This window comes from Gluconobacter sp. Dm-74, assembly GCF_018256135.1.
Lineage (GTDB): Bacteria > Pseudomonadota > Alphaproteobacteria > Acetobacterales > Acetobacteraceae > Gluconobacter > Gluconobacter cadivus.
In genome coordinates this window covers 636,449-656,867 of the sequence record NZ_JAERLX010000001.1, presented here as the reverse complement: position 1 = coordinate 656,867, position 20,419 = coordinate 636,449, and the positions used below count along the sequence as shown (strand labels likewise).

The following is a 20,419-nucleotide window of genomic DNA, read 5'->3' as shown; positions in this document are numbered from 1 at the left end:
AGATGACCGTCCGTAACGCTCTTTTTTCACTTACCCTCCTCACAGCGCTGATCGGCCAGACAGCCTGTTCGGGAGACTGGGTTCTCGAAAAAAGACTGACACCAGCGGATACACTGAGGGAAACATCGAACCGCACTGTGGTTCCCGGCACGTTCGTCATGACCGTTAAAAGCGTGAACGTTTTCAACAAGATGGTCTTCCTCAACTCGGAAGATACCTATCTGGACCGTGCCAATGTCGCCGTGCAGATCACGTCAAGCGTGGCCTACAACGCCGACATCCGGTTTGGTGGCGATTTCCGCAACATGGTGCTGAACAAAAAAATTCTGGTGATCGGATCGGCCATGAAAGTCGGGGCGGATCTGGAACAGGGGATCATCGTCAACACCAAAGGGGACGAGCGGACCTATATTTTCGTCAGCCGAGCGAGCAATATTTTCTTTGAATAAGGCCGCCGCCCTCCAACAGAGCCTGATCTTGCAATTCAGATCCATTTTTAGACAGATTATTTCATTCTATATCCCCATATCGGCCTGAAGATATTTCCCAAGCCTGCAATCCGCCCTATGAAGAGCGTCCTTATTTCTTCATGCCGGACCCAGTCATGACCGTCTCTTCCGCTTCTGCTCAGGACCGCTTACAGGCCGTTCTCAAGGCCCTTCAGCCCCTCATGGGAGAGCAGCAGATCAGCACGGCACCCTCCGTTCGCGAGGAACACAGCCACGGCGAGGCTATGAATGCCTCCCGCCTGCCCGAGGCGGTGGTCTTCGCGGAAAACACGCAGGATGTCGCAACCGTTTTGCGCCATTGTCATGAATGGCGGGTTCCAGTTGTGGCATTCGGAGCGGGCACCTCGGTCGAAGGGCATGTCGTCCCGCCCGAACAGGCCATCAGCCTCGACCTGTCGCGCATGACCGACATCGTGGAACTGAACGCCGAAGATCTGGATTGTCGGGTTCAGGCAGGTATCACGCGCCAGACGCTGAATGTGGAAATCCGTGACACCGGCCTTTTCTTTCCGGTCGATCCGGGTGGAGAAGCGACGATCGGCGGCATGTGCGCCACCCGCGCCTCAGGCACAGCCGCCGTGCGTTACGGCACAATGAAGGAAAACGTGCTTGGCCTTACGGTTGTGCTCGCGACCGGCGAAGTCATCCGCACGGGTGGCCGCGTCCGCAAGTCCTCCACCGGCTATGATCTGACATCCTTGTTCGTCGGCTCGGAAGGGACACTGGGGATCATCACGGAAGCCCAGCTTCGTCTGCATGGACGCCCCGAGACTGTATCCGCGGCCATATGCCAGTTCGAGAGCTTGCATGACGCGATCCGGACCGCCATGGAAATTATCCAGTGCGGCATTCCCATCACCCGCGTGGAACTTATGGACAGTGTGCAGATGGCGGCCTCCATCCAATATTCCGGCCTTACGGAATATCAGCCGCTGACCACGCTGTTCTTCGAATTCACCGGCTCGCCTGCGGCCGTGCGCGAACAGGTCGAGACGACGGAAGCCATTGCGTCGGGCAATAACGGGCTGGGTTTTGCGTGGGCGGAGAGTGCGGAAGACCGGACCCGTCTGTGGAAGGCGCGGCATGACGCCTACTGGGCGGCAAAGGCCATTGTTCCGGGCGCGCGGGTCATTTCCACGGACTGTATCGTTCCGATTTCGCGTCTGGGCGAGTTGATCGAAGGCGTGCATCGTGACATCGAAGCGTCCGGCCTACGCGCGCCGCTTCTGGGCCATGTTGGGGACGGCAATTTTCATACGCTCATCATTACGGATGACACACCCGAAGGGCATGATCTCGCCCTCGATCTGGACCGGAAAATCGTTGCCCGCGCCCTGTCGCTGAACGGATCATGCAGCGGCGAGCATGGCGTTGGCATGGGCAAGCTGGAATTTCTGGAAACCGAACATGGTGCTGGAAGCCTCAGTGTGATGCGGGCGCTGAAAAACACGATGGACCCGCATCATATCCTCAATCCCGGTAAGCTCTTGCCCGCAGGCCCGGTTTACACGGGCTGAACTTTCGGGGATCTTTCGCCCTCTTTTCTTTCCAGCCCTTGCCGGATTTCAGCCTCATGCCGTCAGTTTCCAGCCTCTGCCCCGATGTCGTCCTGATCGGTGCGGGGATCATGAGTTCCACACTCGCGGCCCTGCTACGTGAGCTCGATCCATCGCTGTCGATGATGATGTTCGAGACGCTGCCGGATTGCGGGCAGGAAAGTTCCTATGCCTGGAACAATGCCGGGACCGGACATGCCGGGAACTGCGAACTGAACTATACGCCACAGCGCGCGGATGGCAGCATCGACATTTCCAAGGCGCTGGCAATCAACACGGAGTTCGATCTCTCAAGGCAGCTCTGGGCGCACTGGGTGCGCGAAGGCCGCATTGCCAATCCGGCAGCTTTCGTGCAGCCCTGCCCCCATATCAGTCTAGTCTGGGGCGAGGAGAACGTGGCTTTTCTCAAGGCCCGTTATGAGGCGATGGTCGCCCATCACTGCTTTGCGGACATGGAATACACGTCCGATCCGGCCGTCATCGCGCAATGGGCGCCTGTCGTGATGGCGGGGCGCGATACGTCCCAACCCGTTGCGGCCACGCGCATCAAAGAGGGCACGGACGTCAATTTCGGCGCCCTGACCCACGCACTGACGGCCTCTCTCAAGTCAGACCGCAACATTGCCACCCACTACAACCATCGTGTCACCGGCCTGACACGCACCACGGACGGTCGCTGGCGCGTGACGGCCACCGATACCGAAAGCGGCCACACGATCACGGTTCTGACGCGGTTTGTTTTTGTCGGCGCGGGCGGCAATGCGCTGCCACTGCTTCAGGCATCCGGCATTCCCGAAGCGGCACATTATGCCGGTTTCCCTGTCAGCGGACTTTGGCTGCGCTGCATGGACCCGGCCATTACCGGGCAACACCACGCCAAGGTCTACGGCAAGGCCCCTGTCGGTTCGCCCCCCATGTCGGTCCCGCATCTCGATACGCGCGTCATCGACGGCGAGTCCTGCCTGCTGTTCGGACCTTATGCGGGGTTTTCCACGAAATTCCTCAAAAGCGGTTCATGGACGGATTATTTCCGCTCTCTGACACCCCAAAACATCATTCCCGCCCTGACCGCCGGGAAAGACAATCTCGGATTGTTGGACTATCTCGTGCGTCAGGTTCTCCAGACGAACGAGGACCGCTTCAAAGCCCTTCAGGATTTCTACCCGACAGCCAGACCCGAGGACTGGACGAAAGTCGTGGCCGGACAGCGCGTGCAGATTATCCGTCCGGACAAGGGGCTGCACGGAACCCTGCGCTTTGGGACCGAGCTTGTGAAAAGCGCCGACCGCTCCCTTATAGCCATCCTCGGCGCATCGCCCGGAGCGTCCGTTGCCGCCTCCGTGGCGCTTCAGGTCGTCCAGCAGGTCTTTCCCGAACGGCTGACAGAGGCTGACTGGCTGCCCCGCCTGCGTCAGGTGTTTCCGGCCTACGGGATCGATCTGATCAAAGACGCCCAAGCCTGCGCGACACTCCGGGAAGAAACTGCCCGTGTTCTGAAGATCACGGCAAAAGCGTAATAGTCACCTTTTTAGGGCCGGATTTCGCTCAACGGACGTTACACGTCCATTCGGCTCTGATATGGTATGTGTGATTTTACACTTGTCTGTTTGCTTTCACGCTCAGGAATCGATTTGACACATGACTGATGGTTCGGGCTCCGTGATCACCACCGCCTCGCCGCAGAGTTCGAAAAGGCGGGATAATTCGGCCCGGCAGAAACAGATCCTCGACGTCCTTCTCGAAACCGGAAGCGCCACCATCGAAGGTCTGGCAGAGCGTTTCGGGGTCAGTCGCATGACGATCCACCGCGACTCTCATGCCCTCGTACAACAGGGTCTGATCGACAAGCTCCATGGCAGTATCGTCCTGCGCAACAAGGTTACGACCCAGAAAACGGTCAATTTCCGACGCTCGCGGGCGACAGACCTCAAGGACGCGATCATCCAGCGGGCCGTCTCCTTGATCCAGCCCGAGCAGGTTCTGGTCCTTGATGACTCCACGACCGTCGCGGCCATGCTGCCGCTTCTGCCCGCTCTCGCGCCCCTGACGATCATCACCAACGCCGTGGGCGTCATTCAGGCGCTCTCGCCCTATCCCAACCTGAAACTGATCTGCCTTGGCGGCGACTATAATCCGCCGCGCAATGCGTTTTTCGGGCTGGTCTGCGAACAGGCCGCGCAGTCCCTGCGGGCGAACATGATGTTCCTCTCAACCTCCATCATCCATAACGCCACCGCGTTCCAGAACGATCAGGATGTGGTCAAGGTCAAGCGGATCATGATGGATATGGCGGACCAATGCGTTCTGCTGGTGGACAGCACGAAGTTCCGCAAAGGCGGCCTGCACCGTCTGGCGTCCCTGTCGGAATTCGACCACGTCCTGACAGATTCCCATCTTAAGCCGTCCATCGCGAAGGCTCTGGCGCAGGAAGACGTCAATCTCGAAATCTGCACCTGAGTGCAGATTTCGGACACGGCCTATCAGGCGTCCGGTAAGTTTTGCATGAATTGTTGCAGATTGCCCCGGATCGCCTTTTCAAACAGCGTTAGAGTCTCGCTCCCGACGTAATGCTCCACCCCTTCGGAATCGACGCGGGCATTTTCCTCGCTGACGCCGAGCGCCAGCAGAAATGCTTCCACGATCCGGTGCCGGTGCCGCGCCTTGTCCGCCATCTCCTGCCCCGCAGGCGTCAGAAATACCCCTCTGTAAGGTTTCTGCGTGACGTAACCTTCCGTCGCGAGACGGGCGAGCATTTTCGCCACTGTAGGCTGCGACACGCCCAGACGCCCGGCTATATCGACCTGCCGGGCTTCCTGCCCTTCAGACAGCAGGTCCGAAATCAGTTCGACATAGTCTTCCACCAGCACATTGCGCCGCGCCTCACGATTGGCGCGGAAGCCTTCGGAATGGGTTTCGACATCAGGCAGCATCTCTTTGAGCGCGGTGTCCTTCAGCCGTTTTTTCCGTTCCATTCCCGTCCTGTGCCTCTATCCAGAAAACATTATTCACGGCGGAATAAAACATTCCGGACCGCTCTGCCAGTCCGGGCAATCACGATTTCCAGAGATTCCGTATTTTTCATGAGGCTCATCAATATAGCATATTGAATATCAATTCCGGATGGGATTGAATACAGTCCCGATGCCAAACACCAACGCCCCCCGTACGCCCTCCCCGGCCATGCGCCCGAGCCTGCCCGATGTGTTCTCCAGCATCCGAGTTCCTGGTGCGGAAGCGTCGTGGTTCAGCCGTTTCATGGCCTTCGTCGGGCCAGGATTCATGGTCTCGGTCGGCTATATGGACCCGGGAAACTGGGCCACCGACCTTCAGGGCGGCGCGCGGTATGGCTATACGCTGCTCTGCGTCATCATGCTGTCGAACCTCATGGCGATCCTGCTTCAGGCACTCTCCGCCCGCCTCGGGATCGCGACGGGACAGGATCTCGCACAGGCCTGCCGGAGCCATTTTTCCCCGCGCGTGAACATCGTTCTGTGGCTGGCCTGTGAACTGGCCATCATTGCCTGCGATCTGGCGGAAGTCATCGGCACAGCCGTGGCGCTTCAGCTCCTGTTCGGCCTGCCCCTCCTCGGCGGGGCCCTGCTGTCCATTCTGGACGCGTTGATCGTGCTGATGCTGATGAACCGGGGCTTCCGATATCTGGAGGCGTTCGTGATCGCGCTTCTGGGGATCATCGCCCTCTGTTTCGGGATCCAGCTCGTCGCAGCAGCACCACCTGTCCACAGCGTTCTGGCTGGCCTTCTCCCCGACCCGAAAATCGTGACGACGCCGGGGATGCTCTACATCGCCATCGGCATCATTGGCGCCACGGTCATGCCGCATAACCTGTATCTGCATTCCTCGATCGTCCAGACCCGCGCCTATGAACGCACCCCGGCCGGACGGCGGGACGCCATTCGCTGGACGACATGGGACAGCACGATTGCCCTGACTCTGGCGCTGTTCATCAACGCCGCCATCCTGATCGTTGCGGCGGCAGCGTTCCACAACTCCGGCCATCAGGATGTGGCGGAAATTCAGGATGCCTACAGGCTGCTCTCCCCGATCCTCGGACTTGGCATCGCCTCCACGCTGTTTGCACTGGCACTTCTGGCAGCAGGCACAAACTCCACGATCACCGGCACGCTGGCCGGACAGATCATCATGGAAGGCTTTCTGCACCTTCGCATCCCGCACTGGGCGCGGCGGCTGCTGACACGCGGGCTGGCGATCATTCCCGTGGCGATTGTCACACTGATCTATGGCAACCGGGGCGTAAGCGATCTGCTGATGGCCAGTCAGGTCATCCTGTCGCTACAACTGCCCTTTGCCGTTATTCCGCTCGTCATGTTTGTTTCGGATCGGCGCAAGATGGGCGAATTCGTGATTTCCATGCCCATCCGTATCCTGTCATGGGGCGTGGCGGGGCTGATCCTGCTGCTGAATTTCAAGCTGCTTTACGACACTCTGGCGGGCTGAGAGTCAGGTTGGATTGACAACCCACGGACTGGCGCGAAACACCGACCATCCTGTGTGCTGCACAAGCCGCTCCAGAGCGCGCGTTCCCAGAAGGGAATTGCCCTGCGCGTTCAGCCCCGGCGACCACACCGCGATGGACGCCACGCCCGGCGCAATCGCGAGAATGCCACCACCCACACCGGATTTTCCGGGCAAACCGACACGGATGGCAAATGCCCCCGAACCGTCATAATGGCCGCACATCATCATCAGCGCGAGGATCGTCTGGGCATTGCGCTCTGACATGACACGCTCGCCTGTCAGCGGGTTCAGGCCGCCCGTCATGAGATAGGTTCCAACCTGTGCAAGCTGCTGGCAGCTCATGGTGAGAGCGCACTGATGGAAATAGAAATCCAGCGTGTCCTCAACCACGTTGCGGATATTGCCGAAGGTCCGCATGTAGTTTGCAAGCGCCATATTGCGAAACCCGGTCTCGCGCTCCTGACGCGCGACATCCGTGTCGATGTCGATCGAGGCCGGATCGTCTACCAGCGGGCGCAGGAAATCCAGCAAGCGCGTCCGGGCATTTTCGCGGCCATAGCGGGACACCAGAATATCGGCGATGACGATGGCGCCCGCATTGATGAACGGATTACGCGGAATACCGTGCTCGTTTTCAAGCTGGACGATGGAGTTGAATGCGCTGCCCGAAGGCTCCTGACGCACCCGCCCCCACAATTCCTCACCCATCGCATTGAGCGCCATGCTGAGGCTGAACACCTTGGACACGCTCTGAACAGAAAACGGAACAGCCGCATCCCCGACCGTGTGTGTCTCTCCATCCATCCCCACAACGGCCATGCCGAAACGGTTGAGGTCCACCCGTGCGAGCGGAGGAATGTAATTGGCAACAGCACCCCGTTCTGAGGCTGTCCGCATTTCCTCTGCGATCGAGACGATAATGGACGCAAGTGTGGTCATGGGGCCTCGGTGTACGGAACGCGATGTGACTGAAAGAACAGGAGTTTCACAAGCTGCCGCCCCTGCGGACAACCCGCATGGGCGTGAAGTGGGATATGCATTTACAACATAGCTGAAAGAGCATGTCTTCTTCCCATGCAGATCAGGGAGAAATCACCCGATGCCGCACCACCTGCCCCACGATCACCAGCGCAGGCGATTTAACCTGCGCTTCAGCCGCCTGAAGGGAGATATTGGATAGCGTCCCGGTGAAAACCCTCTGCGCCGGCTGCGTGCCCCGCTCCACAATCGCCACAGGCCAGTCAGCCGGTAGTCCTTTTCCCAGAAGTCCGGCGGCAAGCTGCGGCAGGGTTGAAATCCCCATATAGATCACGACCGTCTGGCGGCGATCGGCCATATCGTCCCAGGGCAGATCCAGAACCCCGTCTGCTTTTGCGTGTCCGGTCACGAACAGACAGGCCTGCGCGCAATCGCGATGCGTTAGAGGAATGCCGGAATAAGCGGCACATCCATTCGCCGCGGAAATGCCTGGAACCAGCCGAAAAGCGACCCCGGCCTCAACCAGCGCTTCGATTTCCTCTCCGCCACGACCGAAAATGAACGGATCGCCGCCCTTGAGACGCAGAACGCGTTCCCCTGCCTGCGCGCGACGGATCATTTCACTGTTGATCTCGTCCTGCGGCAGGGCATGTCGGTCCCGCTGTTTGCCCACAAATACAAGTTCCGCGTCGCGGCGAACCATGCCGAGGAGGGCCGGAGAAAGGAGATTGTCATAAAGAACGGAATCCGCATTCTGCATCAGACGCAGCGCCTTGAGGGTCAGCAGATCCGGATCGCCGGGGCCTGCTCCAACCAGCCAGACCTCTCCCGGTTTACGCGCCGCGTCCAGAAGCGCGTTCAGTCGCGCATCCGCGCGGACATCATTGCCGTTTCGAGCCTCCTCCGCACCCGGACCATCGAGAAAATCTTCCCAGATGCGCTTACGGTCCTGTACCTGCGGATAGCGCTCCGAAACCTGCGACCTGCGGGACTGCATATAAGCGGACAAACGCCCCGTCCCCTCGGGCAGAAGCGCTTCGATTTGCTCTCGCAGACGACGCGCCAGAACAGGCGCCGCCCCTCCTGTTGAAACAGCAACGCGCACTGCACCCCGGCGAACCTGCGCCGGGGTGATGAAGCTCGACGGCTGCGGATCATCCACCGCGCAGACGGGAATGTTCAGCGCATCAGCCAAAGCCGCCACCTGCCGGTTGACGTCCCGGTTGTCGGTTGCAGCATAGACCAGACGGCAACCCGGCAGATGCTCCTTTAGGGCCGCCTCATCCGCCCGTCCGCCAACATGACGCACAGCACCGCTCTCCACCCAGCTCTGCACCACCGGATTGAGGGTCTCGGCCAGCACATCAATCCGGGCACCATGATCGAGCAGAAGCCGCCCTTTGTTCACGGCGATTTCCCCGCCTCCGACCAACAGGACGCGCGCTCCCGCAAGCCGCAAGGAGACCGGAAACCACCCACCCTCTGGAGGGGCGTCTGAACTGGAATGAGGAGGCTGGCTGTTCATTGAGGCACGGATTTCCGGATCTGGGGCGGGCAGAGGCTTAAGAGGCCGCATTCAGCGACAACCCGGCCACGACGTCAAATCCGAAAATCATGCCTTCAGGGGTGGGGCAGACATCCGCTATCAGCAGATACCCATAAAGACTGTTACCAGCCGCCCTGTCCGCCCGGACCGCCGTTCATGCCGCCGCCCATACCCCCACGGCCCTGATTTCCCATGCCTTGGCTTCCCATATTCTGACCGTACCCCCTGTCACCATGATGATGGTGATGCCGGTTATTGTCCCGACGGTCATCGTAAGGGCCGTCACAGGCTGCAAGCGACAGGCTCAGCGTGGTCCCGAGAACCACTACAAGAATTTTTTTCATGAGATACTCCATCAAGACTGTGTCGATGACCATCATGCCCGGCGAAATATGGCGTTCTCAAGGACCGCACGGTAACGGAAAATAACAATCCATGATCATGGAGAAATATTTCCGCAGACGACACGGCAGAAATGCCGTAATTCTTCAGGATCGGAGAGCCTGTTAACTGGCCTCGCGGACTGCGCTTCTTGCAAGGAACATGTCTCATGGCTGGATTGATGGTTAAAATCTTCAGATCCCTCCAGCAGGGGCCCGGCTTCGTCATCCTGCTCGTGCTGCTGGCCGTTGCTTCTTTTGTGGGGTATGAAATCCTGTACGCGCTTGTCGGATAAGGCGTTCACCACAGACTGGACTTTGCTTCATGACGAAAGGCGATCTTGAAAAGCGCCTCGATTTTCTCCGGGAAGCCTCCCGGCTGAAGGATATCCTTAGACGGACCTATACCCACGGCGGGCAGACCGAAAGCACGGCGGAACATACCTGGGCGCTCTGCCTTCTGGTTATGACCTTTGCCGACCAGCTTGAGGACATCGACCTTCTAAAGCTCCTCAAAATCTGCATTCTTCATGATCTGGGTGAAGCCATTCATGGCGACGTCCCCGCAATCTCCACTCATGCCTCCGCCAACAAGGCGGCGCAGGAGCGCGAAGACTTGCTGACGATCATGGCCCCTCTGCCTGCCGACCTGCAGGCAGAGTTTCTGGAGCTGTGGGACGAATATGAAAACGCAGCGTCCCCCGAAGCACGGCTGGCCAAAGCGTTCGATAAGATCGAAACCATCAGCCAGCACAATGCAGGCCTTAACCCGGACGATTTCGACCATACATTCAATCTGACCTATGGCCGAAAATATACCGATGCGACCGAACTGACACGCGGGATCCGCGATATTCTGGACGAGGAAACGCGCCGCAATATGATGCGAAGCCGGAACATGATCGTAGGCTGAGCGGCCGTTTCTGCTCGACATCTGAAAGCAAATCCGTCAAAACCGGCTTCAAATGGCCTTCCGCTGTTACGAAATCTTTGCAGATTCGTGACAATCTGTATCCGATATGGACGTTCTGGCCCACATGGAATGCAGAAGGACGCAGACAAGCGCATGGCAGATCATGACCTGAAAACTGGCATCCTTCCTCCTATAGGTCGTCCTTTGCTGTGTCCGACGCTTGGGCTGGTCTGTGGCCTCGGCAGCCTGCTGGTCAGCGCATCCGCACAGACGACTACAGCATCTGTCACGACACAGCCCGCAGCACAGAACAGCGGCACAAGTGTTACGACCTCCACCACATCCGTAAACGGTGGCGAAAAAATCGTCGTCAAGGGACACAAACCCGCTGGAGCCATTCTGGGTGATGCCAAGGCGATCATGCAGATCCAGTCTGATGAAATCCGCTCCTATGGCGTCGATACCGCAGCAGATCTCCTGACGGCCATTGCCCCCGAAACACGCTCGGGCCGGGGTGCTACCGGAAATACGCCGGTTGTATTGCTCAACGGTAAGCGCATTTCGGGAATGCAGGAGGTCAACGACCTGCCGTTCGAAGCCATTGCCCGGGTCGAAATCTTCACTGAAGAAGAAGCTCTGCGCTACGGCTATCCAGCTGATGAGCGCGTGGTGAACATCATTACGGTAAAAAATTTCCGCGCTATCCGGATGCGTGCCTATGGCAGCACGTCCACGGATGGTGGAGGAGACGATGGGGTTCTGGGCGCGAGTTTTACAAAACTCTCAGGCGAGAGGCGGATCAATCTGAGCGCGCGTTATGAGGCGCAGGCCCGTCTGCTCAACAGTGATCGCGGTGTCACGCCCCCGTCCGCAAGCGGCCTCTATTCCAACGCGGGCAATGTCACGTCCAGCAGTGGTGGCAGCCTTGATCCGACGCTGGATGCGCTTGTCGGACAGAGTGTCACATCCGCAGGCGTACCGTCACTCGCAGCAGGGCAGGTTCCGACGCTTCAGGATTTCACGGCTTATGCCAATGCGCCGCATGTCAGTTCAAACGCCTCCGATTACAGCCTGCAACCCCGAACGCACGAACTGAAGCTGAACGGCGTTTATGCCGACCAGATCTTCAAGACCGTGTCGGCGTCGTTCAATGCCAGTTACACCCACAGCAATTCCGAAAGCCTTCAGGGACCGGCACGCGGCATCCTCACCCTGCCGGCTGACAGCCTTTATTCGCCGTTTTCCCAGGACACGCTGCTCTACCGGAACTACACCACCGTTCCCGCCCTGCAGCACACGGCGCATACGGACACCGTTCATGCCGGGGTGAATTTCAACGGCGACGTAGGAGACTGGAAGTGGAACAGCACAGGAAGCTTCGACCGCTCCACCACGTCCACCAACAGCCAGACCGGCCTTAACCTGAGCGCCGCCCAGACAGCCCTGACCAGCGGCCTCAGCAGTTTTGATCCATTTTCCGAAGTGGACCGCAACTGGCTGAACAACCGTCTGGTTAATCGCGGCCACACCACGGGCACGAGCGGTGAAGTCACCGGCCTGCTGTCAGGCTCGCTCTTTTCCCTGCCCGCGGGTGATGTCTCCACCAGCATCGCGCCGACGGGCACTTTAACAGAGCAGAACGCCACCTCGCTCAGTCAGGGCAAGCTGCAACGCACCCATATCAGCCGCGATGTCGGCACCCTTCAGATCGACGGCGATATTCCCATCGCCAATGCGCGCAAGCATGTCCTGTCATTTCTGGGCAAGCTCGATGCGAACATCAATGGCGCCATCAGTCAGGTGTCCCATTTCGGAACGCTGGGAACGATCGGCGGCGGCGTGACGTGGGAGCCTGCGCCGTGGGTCCAGTTCCCGTTCTCCGTCACCGACCGGACCGAGGCCCCCGACGCCACCGACCTTATTGCCCCCCGGATCGAGACGCCCAACGTCACGACCTATGATTATGTCACCGGACGGTCGGTTCAGGTGACGACGATTTCAGGCGGCAACCGGAATCTTCAGGCCGCAGACCGCCATGAAATCAGCATCGGGACGATCATTTCCCCAAGCTTTCTCGACGGCGCCCGTCTGCATGTGAACTACGTCCGGGACCGCAACCACAACCCGGTCATGAGCCTGCCGACCGCAACCGCCGCCATCGAAGACGCTTTCCCGGACCGGTACCAGCGCAATTCGGACGGAATTCTCGACGTCGTCGATATCCGTCCGGTCAATGCGCTGATGGAAAAGCGCAATGAGTGGAACGCGACATTCTCGTTTTCCAGACCGCTTGGAAAAAAGCCGGAAGGAAAAGGCGGAAAACATGGTGCGGGAGGACGGTATTATATTGTTCTGACGCAGGTCTGGCGCCTCAAGGACACCGTGCAGCTCCGCGGGGGGCTGCCTCCCATCGACCTGCTCAACGGCGGAACCATCGGCGGAACAGGCGGGCAGCCTCGGCATGAAGTTGAGCTTCAGGGCGGCGTTTTCAAAAACGGGTTCAGCTTCCGCCTCGTGACAAAATGGCAGTCCGCAACCTCCACGCTCGCCAGCACCCATGCCAGCAGTCTGTTCTTCAGCGATCTGGCTACAGTGGATATGACGGCTTTTGCCGATCTGGGGGAAATTCCGCGCTGGCAGAAGCGCAGCTGGGCCAAGAATTTCCGGGTCATGGTGTCGGTCAGCAACCTGTTCAACAGCCGCATCCGCGCCCGCAACGGCCTTGGCGTGACACCGGCGGGCTATGAACCCGCTTTTCTGGACCCGCTGGGCCGGACTGTCTCCATCTCGATCCGCAAATCAGTCTGAGAAAGGTCAACCCGCCGGGGTATAAACCCGATGAAAGCGGCTTCCGAGTGAGGTCAGAACTTCATATCCGATCGTCCCCGCGGACCGTGCCAGCGCGTCCACATCCTGCTGCGGCCCAAGAACCGAGAGGACATCCCCTGCTTTCAGGTCGGCAGGCGCATCGGTCAGGTCCACGGAAATACTGTCCATCGAGACGCGCCCGATAACCGGAAGCCGCGTCTGACCATGCCAGACACTCGCCTGCCCCGCCTGAGCACGGAAGAAGCCATCCGCATATCCGAGACCAAGCGTGCCGATGCGCGTTGGTTTCGAGGCCACCCAGCTTAGGCCATACCCCACCCGGTCTCCGGGCTGGATCGTGCGGATTTGAGCAATGCGTGCATCGAGCGAAACAACCGGTGCAAGAACACGATGCCCTTCGGAAGGCGCAATCCCGTAAAGGGCCGCCCCCGGCCGGATCAGTTCAAAATGATAGTCCGGCCCCAGAAAAATCCCGGATGACGCCGCCAGAGACCGTGGAACGCCGGGAAAACCCGCCGCCATCGTCACGAAACGCTGTCTCTGCATCTCGTTGGCAGAGCTGTCGGGCACATCCGCACAGGCCAGATGACTCATCACGAGTTGCAAGTTCAGCCCCTCGAAAAGGTTCCGCTCCGCCAGATCCTCAACGCTCAGACCAAAACGCGACATCCCGCTATCGAACTGGAGCGCTGCGGGAAAAGCCTGTCCCGCCCGCTCACACAACTGCTTCCAGCTCCGCACCTGATCAAGGCTGTTCAGAACGGGCATAAGACCATGAGCCTGCATCCTGCTCTCACAGTCTGGCATGAAGCCATGCAGCACGAAAATCCGTGCGTGGGGCAGCGTCTCCCGTAACGTCATGCCTTCATCAAGATGCGCGACGAAGAACGTTTCAGCGCCTCGCGCGGCCAGAGCCTGCGCGACCTGCGCCGCCCCCAGCCCATAAGCATCCGCCTTGACCACCGCCGCGCACTCTGCCCCCGCGCCTAGTCCGGCGACGAGATCATAATTATCGGCAATGGCCTTCAGATTGACGGTAAGCCACGCGCCCGCTCTGGCGGATGCGTCGTCCTGAGAGAATATGTGCATGGGACCGTCCGCAAGGATGCAATGCACCTTTATGGCACGCCCACCATACGACGCAACGGCCGCAACCCTCTTTTCAGATCGGACATTCTGCGCAACAAGACGCTCTGATCCGTATATGAATGCAATTTTCCGTCACAAAAAGTGAGTTCAGATTTTCAGGGAAACGCCTATTTCTGTTCGCCACTGACGTTAACGACAAGACTGTTACGAAAGTTTCCATAAATTGATGTCAGACGACTCATCGTCTTCTCAGGCAGCGAGGCCCGGCGGTATCCAGCGCGTTATGAGCAATCTGGGTGTCCTTCTCGGGGGACGTGCCGTGAATGCTCCGCTGAGCCTCCTTCATATCTGGCTCGCGACCCATCTGCTGGGCAGCTACGGCTTCGGACTCGTTGCGATGATGTATGCCTTCGCACGAACGATGGGGGATATCGTCGACTTCCAATCCTGGCAGACCGTTCTGCACTATGGCCTGAAGCCCCTAACGCAGGGGGATCGTCGTAGTTTCCAGAAAATCGTGTCCTTCAGCCTTCTTCTGGATGGCGCGGGAGGGCTTCTGGGTTTTGGCGGCGGTGTTCTCATCAGTCTTCTGGCTATGAATTTTCTAGGATGGCCACCTCAGATCCACATCATCGGCGTCGTCTATTGCGTTTCCATTCTCTTTATGGCGTCCGCGACCGCGACCGGCCTGCTGCGGGTGTTCGACCGCTATGACCTGCTGGCCGTACAGGGGACCATTGCCACCATCGTCCGGGTGATTGGAACGGCCTCGATGGCTTTGGGCTGGGCTTCTGTGACAGCGCTCGCCAGCGTCTGGATCGCCGCGGAAGCCGCTGCGTGGGGCACGATCTTCTTCATGGCAGCGCGCGAAATGTATCGCCGCGACCTGATCCGCGGACTGTTTCAGGAAATGCGCGGCATTATCCCCGAACTTCTGAACGGACAGTTTTTTCGCGCCTATCCCGGTATCTGGCGCTTTGCACTGAACACGAACCTCAATTCCACGCTAGCCCTCGCTTTCGGGCATATCGGCACGCTCGTGGTGGGCGCATTCGTCGGTCCGACCAGTGCAGGCTACTACCGGATTGCCAGCCAGATCGCGGCAGGGATTGCAAAACCCGCCACCCTGATCCAGACGACCGTTTATCCGGAAATGGCTCGGCTTTGGCGTGATCGGGCCATGAACCGTCTGTATCGCATGACGGGACAGATCGCCCTGATGGCCGGAGGAATTGGGACGGCCCTGCTCCTGCTGACACTATTCGCAGGACGCCCGTTGCTTCAGCTTTACATCGGGAACACGGGCGCGACGGAAGCTCTGCCCGTCACGCTGTGGCTGCTTGCTGCCGAAGTCGTAACCGTCTGGGGTCTGCCGCTGGAGCCGCTGTTGTTCACGACAAACCGCTCCGGCGCTGCGATCGGCGCGCGCATTCTCGAATGCCTGTTCTTTCTCCCTGCGCTGGTGATGATGGTCCGCCAGTACGGACTGAGTGGTGTCGGTCCAGCCACGTTCTGCGGCGTCACCCTTCTCATCATGATCCAGCTTGTCCTCGTGATCCGCGCGGCCCGCAGCCCCGATGGTCTTGCAGCATGAAGGTGGCCTTTCCCCTCATCGGCCAGCGCCACCAGACCCTGCATGCCCTGCCCGTCGCGTTAGAGATTTCCGCCCGCCATCCCGACGTAGCGGTTCATGTCTCGTGCCTGACCGTCAGCCATCTGGAACTGGCCCGTTCCCTCGCAACACTTTATCCAGAAGCCCGCGTCCAGTTCGACCTGCTGCCTATTTCCCAAACCCTCCGCCGCCGCATCGAGAAACATGGACTGCGGGTGGTAGACCGGCTGATCGGCCTCTTCGCATCCCGGCATTATTTTCGAAGTTTCGACGCCATCATCGTGCCGGAAGCCACATCCCTGCAGCTTCGCCGCATGGGCGTAAGACGTCCAAAAATGATCTGGACGGGACATGGCGCCGGAGATCGGGCCATCGGATTTGCCCGCCACTTGGGCAAATTCGACTTTCTGCTGGTTCCCGGACGCAAAGTAGAGCAGCGTATGCTGGAAAAAGGCATCATCCGTCCCGGCGCCTATCATCGCGGCACCTATGCCAAGTTTGATCTCGTGCGGCGCATGGATGCGAAGCGGCCAAAGCTTTTTAATAACAACCGGCCCACGATCCTGTATAATCCGCATTTCGTACGCCGCCTGTCCTCATGGCCGGGGATGGGGCATCAGATTCTGGAGTTCTTTGCGAAGCAGGACCGCTACAATCTTGTTTTCGCGCCTCATTTCCGTCTTTTCGACAATCGTCGCGAAGAAGGCGAAGCGTTGAAACGTCAGTATGGGCATCTCCCCCACATGCTGATCGACCCCGGAAGCCACCGGAGCATCGACATGACCTATACGATGGGTGCAGACCTCTATCTGGGGGATGTCAGCAGTCAGGTGGCGGAATTCATGATCCGTCCCCGCCCTTGTCTCTTCCTCAACGCCCACCATGTGAAATGGGTCGGAGATCCGGATTATCAGTTCTGGACGCTCGGGCCGGTGACGGAAAATGTGTTGGATCTGGGCGACAGGATCGAGAATGCCTTCGAAACGCATCCTCGTTTTCTTGAGGCGCAGCGCCAATATGGTTTAGAGACATTCGAAACATTGGGTGATGAACCCACTGCTCCCGCTGCGGCGGACGCAATCGTCGATTTTCTGAAAAGGGCAGCCTGATGTCAGGCAACCCAAACGGAGCTAGTCCAGGTTTGACCGAGGCCAACCAGAACCCAACCGCCAATTCCGTCCCGACGCCCAGCCGATCCGGTCTGGAACGACGTTACGGAGATTTCCCCAGCTTTGCAGCCGCACTCGATTACGCGGCACAGGGTGAGAGCGGATTCAACATCTATTCCGGTCGTGGGCAGCTTCTCGAAGCACTCCCTTACCGTCTATTACGCGAGCAGGCCCGTTCCATGGCTTGCCGTCTGCTGGGTCTTGGCCTCACGCCCGGTGACCGTGTTGCAATCGTTGCGGAAAGCGATGGCGATTTTGCCCGTATTTTCTTCGGTTGCCAGTATGCCGGTCTTGTTCCGGCGCCGCTTCCCCTCCCCGTCGCGTTCGGCGGCAAGGACGGCTATGTGGCGACCCTGCGTGGCATGATTCAAAGCGCCGCCGCTCGTGCCGTCGTGGTGCCCGATGTGATCGGAAGCTGGACCAGCGACATCGTCGAGGGACTGGATCTGGTGTTCGGCGGCTCTCCTGCCGATCTTAACCGTCATGCCGAAGCGCGCGTCGAGCTGCCCGAAATTGCCCCAACGGCCCTGTCTTATCTCCAATTTTCCTCGGGAAGCACCCGTTTTCCGATGGGCGTTTCGGTCACGCAGGCGGCTGGCATGGCCAACGCCCGAGCCATCGCCCGCGACGGCCTGCACGTTCATCCGGCCGAAGACCCACGCGATGACCGCTGCGTGTCTTGGCTGCCGCTCTATCACGACATGGGCCTCGTCGGCTTCTTCCTGACTCCCCTGACCTGCCAGCTTTCCGTGGACCTGCTGCCGACCCGCGAATTTGCGCGCCGTCCGCATGTCTGGCTGGACCTGATTTCACGCAATCGCGGGACGATCGCCTACAGCCCGTCTTTCGGTTACGAACTCTGCTCCCGCCGTAGCGGTCAGGCTGACCTGGACCTGTCCTGCTGGCGCATTGCAGGGATTGGTGGCGACATGATCCGCCATCACATCCTCGAAGGCTTTGCCGAACGGTTTGCGTCCAACGGGTTCCGCGCCAGCGCTTTTGTCGCGAGCTACGGCATGGCAGAAGCAACTCTCGCCATCAGTTTTGCCCCGCTCGACACCGGCATCCAGACCGACACGATTGATCTGCGCCGCCTTGAAAAGGACGGCATTGCCGAACCGTCCAACGATCCATCCCTTCCGTTGCGGACATTTGTACTGTGCGGTGCGGCGCTCCCTGACCACCAGATCGAAGTCCGGGATGCATCTGGCCATGACCTGGCAGACCGGCAGGTCGGAACCGTCTATGTGCGCGGGCCGAGCCTCATGTGCGGTTATTTCCGCCGCCCTGACGAAACCGAAGAGGTTCTTGATGCAGATGGCTGGCTGAATACCGGTGACCTTGGCTATCACCTCAACGGTCAGATCGTCGTCACCGGACGCGCCAAGGACCTGATCATCATCAACGGACGCAATATTTGGCCGCAGGATCTGGAATGGTCCGCCGAAAGCGAGATCCCGACCCTGCGTTCGCGTGACGTGGCTGTATTTTCAGTGGACGGAGAAGAAGGCGAAAAGATCGTGGCCCTCGTCCAGTGCCGTGCAAGCGAGGATTCAAGCCGCAACCAACTCCGTGACGAAGTCACGAGTCTGTTCCGCCGCCAGCACGGGGTGGATGTCGACGTCATCCTCGTTCCGCCCCGCACGCTGCCCCAGACATCCTCCGGCAAACTGACCCGCGCCAAAGCCAAGACCATGCTGCTCTCCGGGCAGTTTGACCAGCAGCCCGAAACCACGTCTTCGGCCGCCTGAATCCTGCCCGCCCCGTCTGCCGCATTGCCTGAAAACACAGAGGACTGGCGAACGGGACGGGTTTGGAGCATAAGGCTTGCCCAAGATTGCACAGACATCGAGAGTTGAAGTCCATGACTGACAGCGTCACCGACATTTCCGCAATGATCATTGAGAAACTGCTTGCCAACCCGAAAGTTCCCCGGGACATCGATGGCAACAGCAAGATTGTCGAAGATCTTGCCTTTGACAGCCTCGCCGTCATGAACTTTGTCATGGAAATCGAAGACGAAATCGACGTTTCCGTCCCTCTCGATAAGCTGGCCGATATCCGTACCATCAATGATCTGGCTGGCTGCCTGCACGCGTTGAAGGTCGCCCAGGCGTGATCGATATCTTCGCCAAACATGCAGGACTGCGCGAAGCTTACGACGCCCTGACGGCCACGTCGCCGCGTAATCCGTTCGAAGTCGTGATCGAGCGTCCGGTTTCCGCCAGCGTCGGTATCATCGAAGGCCGTGAAACGCTCCTGTTCGGGACCAACAATTATCTTGGTCTCAGCCAGTCGAAAAAAGCCATCGAAGCCGCCGTGGAAACGGCAGAGACGATGGGCGTCGGCACGACAGGCTCACGCATCGCAAACGGCACCTTCGGCCTGCATCGCAAGCTCGAAGCCCGTCTGGCCGAGTTCTTCCGACGCAAGCATTGTATGGTGTTCTCCACCGGGTATCAGGCCAATCTCGGCACGATTTCGGCACTGGTGAACAAGGACGACATTCTGCTGCTCGATGCGGACAGCCATGCCAGCATCTATGACGGCGCCAAACTGTCCGGTGCGCAGGTCATCCGCTTCCGCCACAATGACCCGGTCGATTTGGAAAAGCGCCTTGCGCGTCTCAAGGACCATCCGGGCGCGAAGCTGATTGTCGCCGAGGGCATCTATTCCATGACGGGCAATGTCGCCCCTCTGGACAAATTCGTCGACATCAAGACGCGCCACGGCGCCTATCTGATGGCTGACGAAGCCCATTCGTTCGGTGTCATGGGTGCGCATGGCCGTGGCGTTGCGGAAGTTCAGGGCTGCGAGGACGGAATCGACTTCGTGGTCGGGACCTTCTCCAAGTCGCTGGGCACCGTCGGCGGATATTGCGTCACGGACCATGACGGCGTGGATCTGATGCGCCTGTGCTCACGCCCCTACATGTTCACGGCGTCCCTTCCCCCCGAGATCATTGCCGCCACCATGGCAGCGCTCGAGGACATGCAGGACCATCCGGAACTGCGGACAAAGCTTCAGGACAATGCGGCACGTCTGCATGCCGGGCTTCAGAAAGCTGGTCTCAAGACCGGCGCGCATATTTCGCCAGTCGTCGCGGTAACACTTGAAACCGTGGATCAGGCCGTCGCTTTCTGGAACGCACTGCTGGAAAACGGGGTGTACGTGAACCTCTCGCTGCCGCCGGCAACACCTGACAACCGTCCTCTGCTGCGCTGCTCAGTGATGGCAGCCCATTCGCCCGAGGAAATCGACCGGGCGGTCGCGGTCTTCGGCGAAGTCGCCAGACATTTCGGGCTGTAATCCATAAAAAAGGGGGATCCAACGGATCCCCT

General features: G+C 59.3%; 18 protein-coding genes. 13 read left to right on the top strand and 5 right to left on the bottom strand.

The annotated features are described in order from the left end of the window. The first annotated feature begins 2 nt into the window (after positions 1–2). The 4 genes from JK208_RS03040 (at position 3) to JK208_RS03025 (ending at position 4,522) form a co-directional block, all read left to right on the top strand. Positions 3–449, top strand: a complete 447-nt coding sequence (locus JK208_RS03040) for a hypothetical protein (protein WP_194266399.1) — start codon at positions 3–5, stop codon at positions 447–449. 155 nt (positions 450–604) lie between these two features. Further along, positions 605–2,026, top strand: coding sequence for an FAD-binding oxidoreductase (locus JK208_RS03035; RefSeq protein ID WP_211574272.1), 1,422 nt, complete (start codon positions 605–607; stop codon positions 2,024–2,026). Positions 2,027–2,082: 56 nt separating this feature from the next. After that, positions 2,083–3,582, top strand: coding sequence for a malate dehydrogenase (quinone) (mqo, locus tag JK208_RS03030; RefSeq protein WP_211574271.1), 1,500 nt, complete (start codon positions 2,083–2,085; stop codon positions 3,580–3,582). Positions 3,583–3,703: 121 nt separating this feature from the next. Next, entirely contained in the window at positions 3,704–4,522 is an 819-nt protein-coding gene (locus tag JK208_RS03025) for a DeoR/GlpR family DNA-binding transcription regulator (RefSeq protein WP_099285016.1), read from the top strand. A 23-nt stretch (positions 4,523–4,545) separates the two neighbouring features. Here the strand turns inward: JK208_RS03025 and mntR are convergent, their stop codons facing one another. Next, on the bottom strand, positions 4,546–5,037 hold the full coding sequence (gene mntR / locus JK208_RS03020; protein WP_211574270.1) for a manganese-binding transcriptional regulator MntR: 492 nt from the start codon (positions 5,035–5,037) through the stop codon (positions 4,546–4,548). Between the two features lie 169 nt (positions 5,038–5,206). Here mntR and JK208_RS03015 point away from each other — a divergent pair, with 169 nt between their 5' ends. Continuing rightward, on the top strand, positions 5,207–6,541 hold the full coding sequence (locus JK208_RS03015) for an Nramp family divalent metal transporter (RefSeq protein WP_211574269.1): 1,335 nt from the start codon (positions 5,207–5,209) through the stop codon (positions 6,539–6,541). Between the two features lie 3 nt (positions 6,542–6,544). Here the strand turns inward: JK208_RS03015 and JK208_RS03010 are convergent, their stop codons facing one another. From JK208_RS03010 to JK208_RS03000, 3 genes are all read right to left on the bottom strand, one after another. Beyond that, positions 6,545–7,501: a glutaminase gene (locus JK208_RS03010; protein ID WP_194266403.1), complete on the bottom strand. Its 957-nt coding sequence runs from the start codon at positions 7,499–7,501 to the stop codon at positions 6,545–6,547. A 142-nt stretch (positions 7,502–7,643) separates the two neighbouring features. Continuing rightward, entirely contained in the window at positions 7,644–9,065 is a 1,422-nt protein-coding gene (gene cysG, locus JK208_RS03005; protein ID WP_211574268.1) for a siroheme synthase CysG, read from the bottom strand. 143 nt (positions 9,066–9,208) lie between these two features. Continuing rightward, positions 9,209–9,430, bottom strand: a complete 222-nt coding sequence (locus tag JK208_RS03000; protein WP_211574267.1) for a hypothetical protein — start codon at positions 9,428–9,430, stop codon at positions 9,209–9,211. A gap of 206 nt (positions 9,431–9,636) precedes the next feature. On the opposite strand from JK208_RS03000, the gene JK208_RS16050 reads away from it, so the two are divergent. From JK208_RS16050 to JK208_RS02990, 3 genes are all read left to right on the top strand, one after another. Beyond that, positions 9,637–9,762 (top strand): hypothetical protein, encoded by a 126-nt coding sequence (locus JK208_RS16050; RefSeq protein WP_268898541.1) that lies wholly within the window; start codon positions 9,637–9,639, stop codon positions 9,760–9,762. A 29-nt stretch (positions 9,763–9,791) separates the two neighbouring features. Next, positions 9,792–10,379 (top strand): HD family hydrolase, encoded by a 588-nt coding sequence (locus JK208_RS02995; protein WP_211574266.1) that lies wholly within the window; start codon positions 9,792–9,794, stop codon positions 10,377–10,379. A 153-nt stretch (positions 10,380–10,532) separates the two neighbouring features. Further along, positions 10,533–13,187 carry a hypothetical protein gene (locus tag JK208_RS02990; RefSeq protein ID WP_211574265.1) on the top strand — a complete coding sequence of 885 codons (2,655 nt, stop codon included), beginning with the start codon at positions 10,533–10,535 and terminating at the stop codon, positions 13,185–13,187. 6 nt (positions 13,188–13,193) lie between these two features. Here the strand turns inward: JK208_RS02990 and alr are convergent, their stop codons facing one another. Continuing rightward, the gene (gene alr, locus JK208_RS02985) at positions 13,194–14,297 is read right to left on the bottom strand and encodes an alanine racemase (protein WP_211574264.1); all 1,104 of its coding nucleotides are present in this window, start codon (positions 14,295–14,297) and stop codon (positions 13,194–13,196) included. Between the two features lie 226 nt (positions 14,298–14,523). Between alr and JK208_RS02980 the strand changes: the two genes are divergently transcribed. From JK208_RS02980 to spt, 5 genes are all read left to right on the top strand, one after another. Then, positions 14,524–15,891, top strand: a complete 1,368-nt coding sequence (locus JK208_RS02980; protein ID WP_211574263.1) for a lipopolysaccharide biosynthesis protein — start codon at positions 14,524–14,526, stop codon at positions 15,889–15,891. Then, positions 15,888–17,018, top strand: coding sequence for a sensor domain-containing protein (locus tag JK208_RS02975; protein ID WP_211574262.1), 1,131 nt, complete (start codon positions 15,888–15,890; stop codon positions 17,016–17,018). Before JK208_RS02980 ends, JK208_RS02975 begins: the two co-directional genes overlap by 4 nt. Next, positions 17,018–18,829, top strand: a complete 1,812-nt coding sequence (locus JK208_RS02970; protein WP_211574261.1) for a fatty acyl-AMP ligase — start codon at positions 17,018–17,020, stop codon at positions 18,827–18,829. The genes JK208_RS02975 and JK208_RS02970 overlap by 1 nt, the downstream gene beginning before the upstream one ends. Before the next feature lie 113 nt (positions 18,830–18,942). Next, positions 18,943–19,197, top strand: coding sequence for an acyl carrier protein (locus tag JK208_RS02965; protein ID WP_062027581.1), 255 nt, complete (start codon positions 18,943–18,945; stop codon positions 19,195–19,197). Continuing rightward, positions 19,194–20,387: a serine palmitoyltransferase gene (gene spt, locus JK208_RS02960; RefSeq protein WP_211574260.1), complete on the top strand. Its 1,194-nt coding sequence runs from the start codon at positions 19,194–19,196 to the stop codon at positions 20,385–20,387. The genes JK208_RS02965 and spt overlap by 4 nt, the downstream gene beginning before the upstream one ends. The last annotated feature ends 32 nt before the right edge of the window (positions 20,388–20,419 follow it).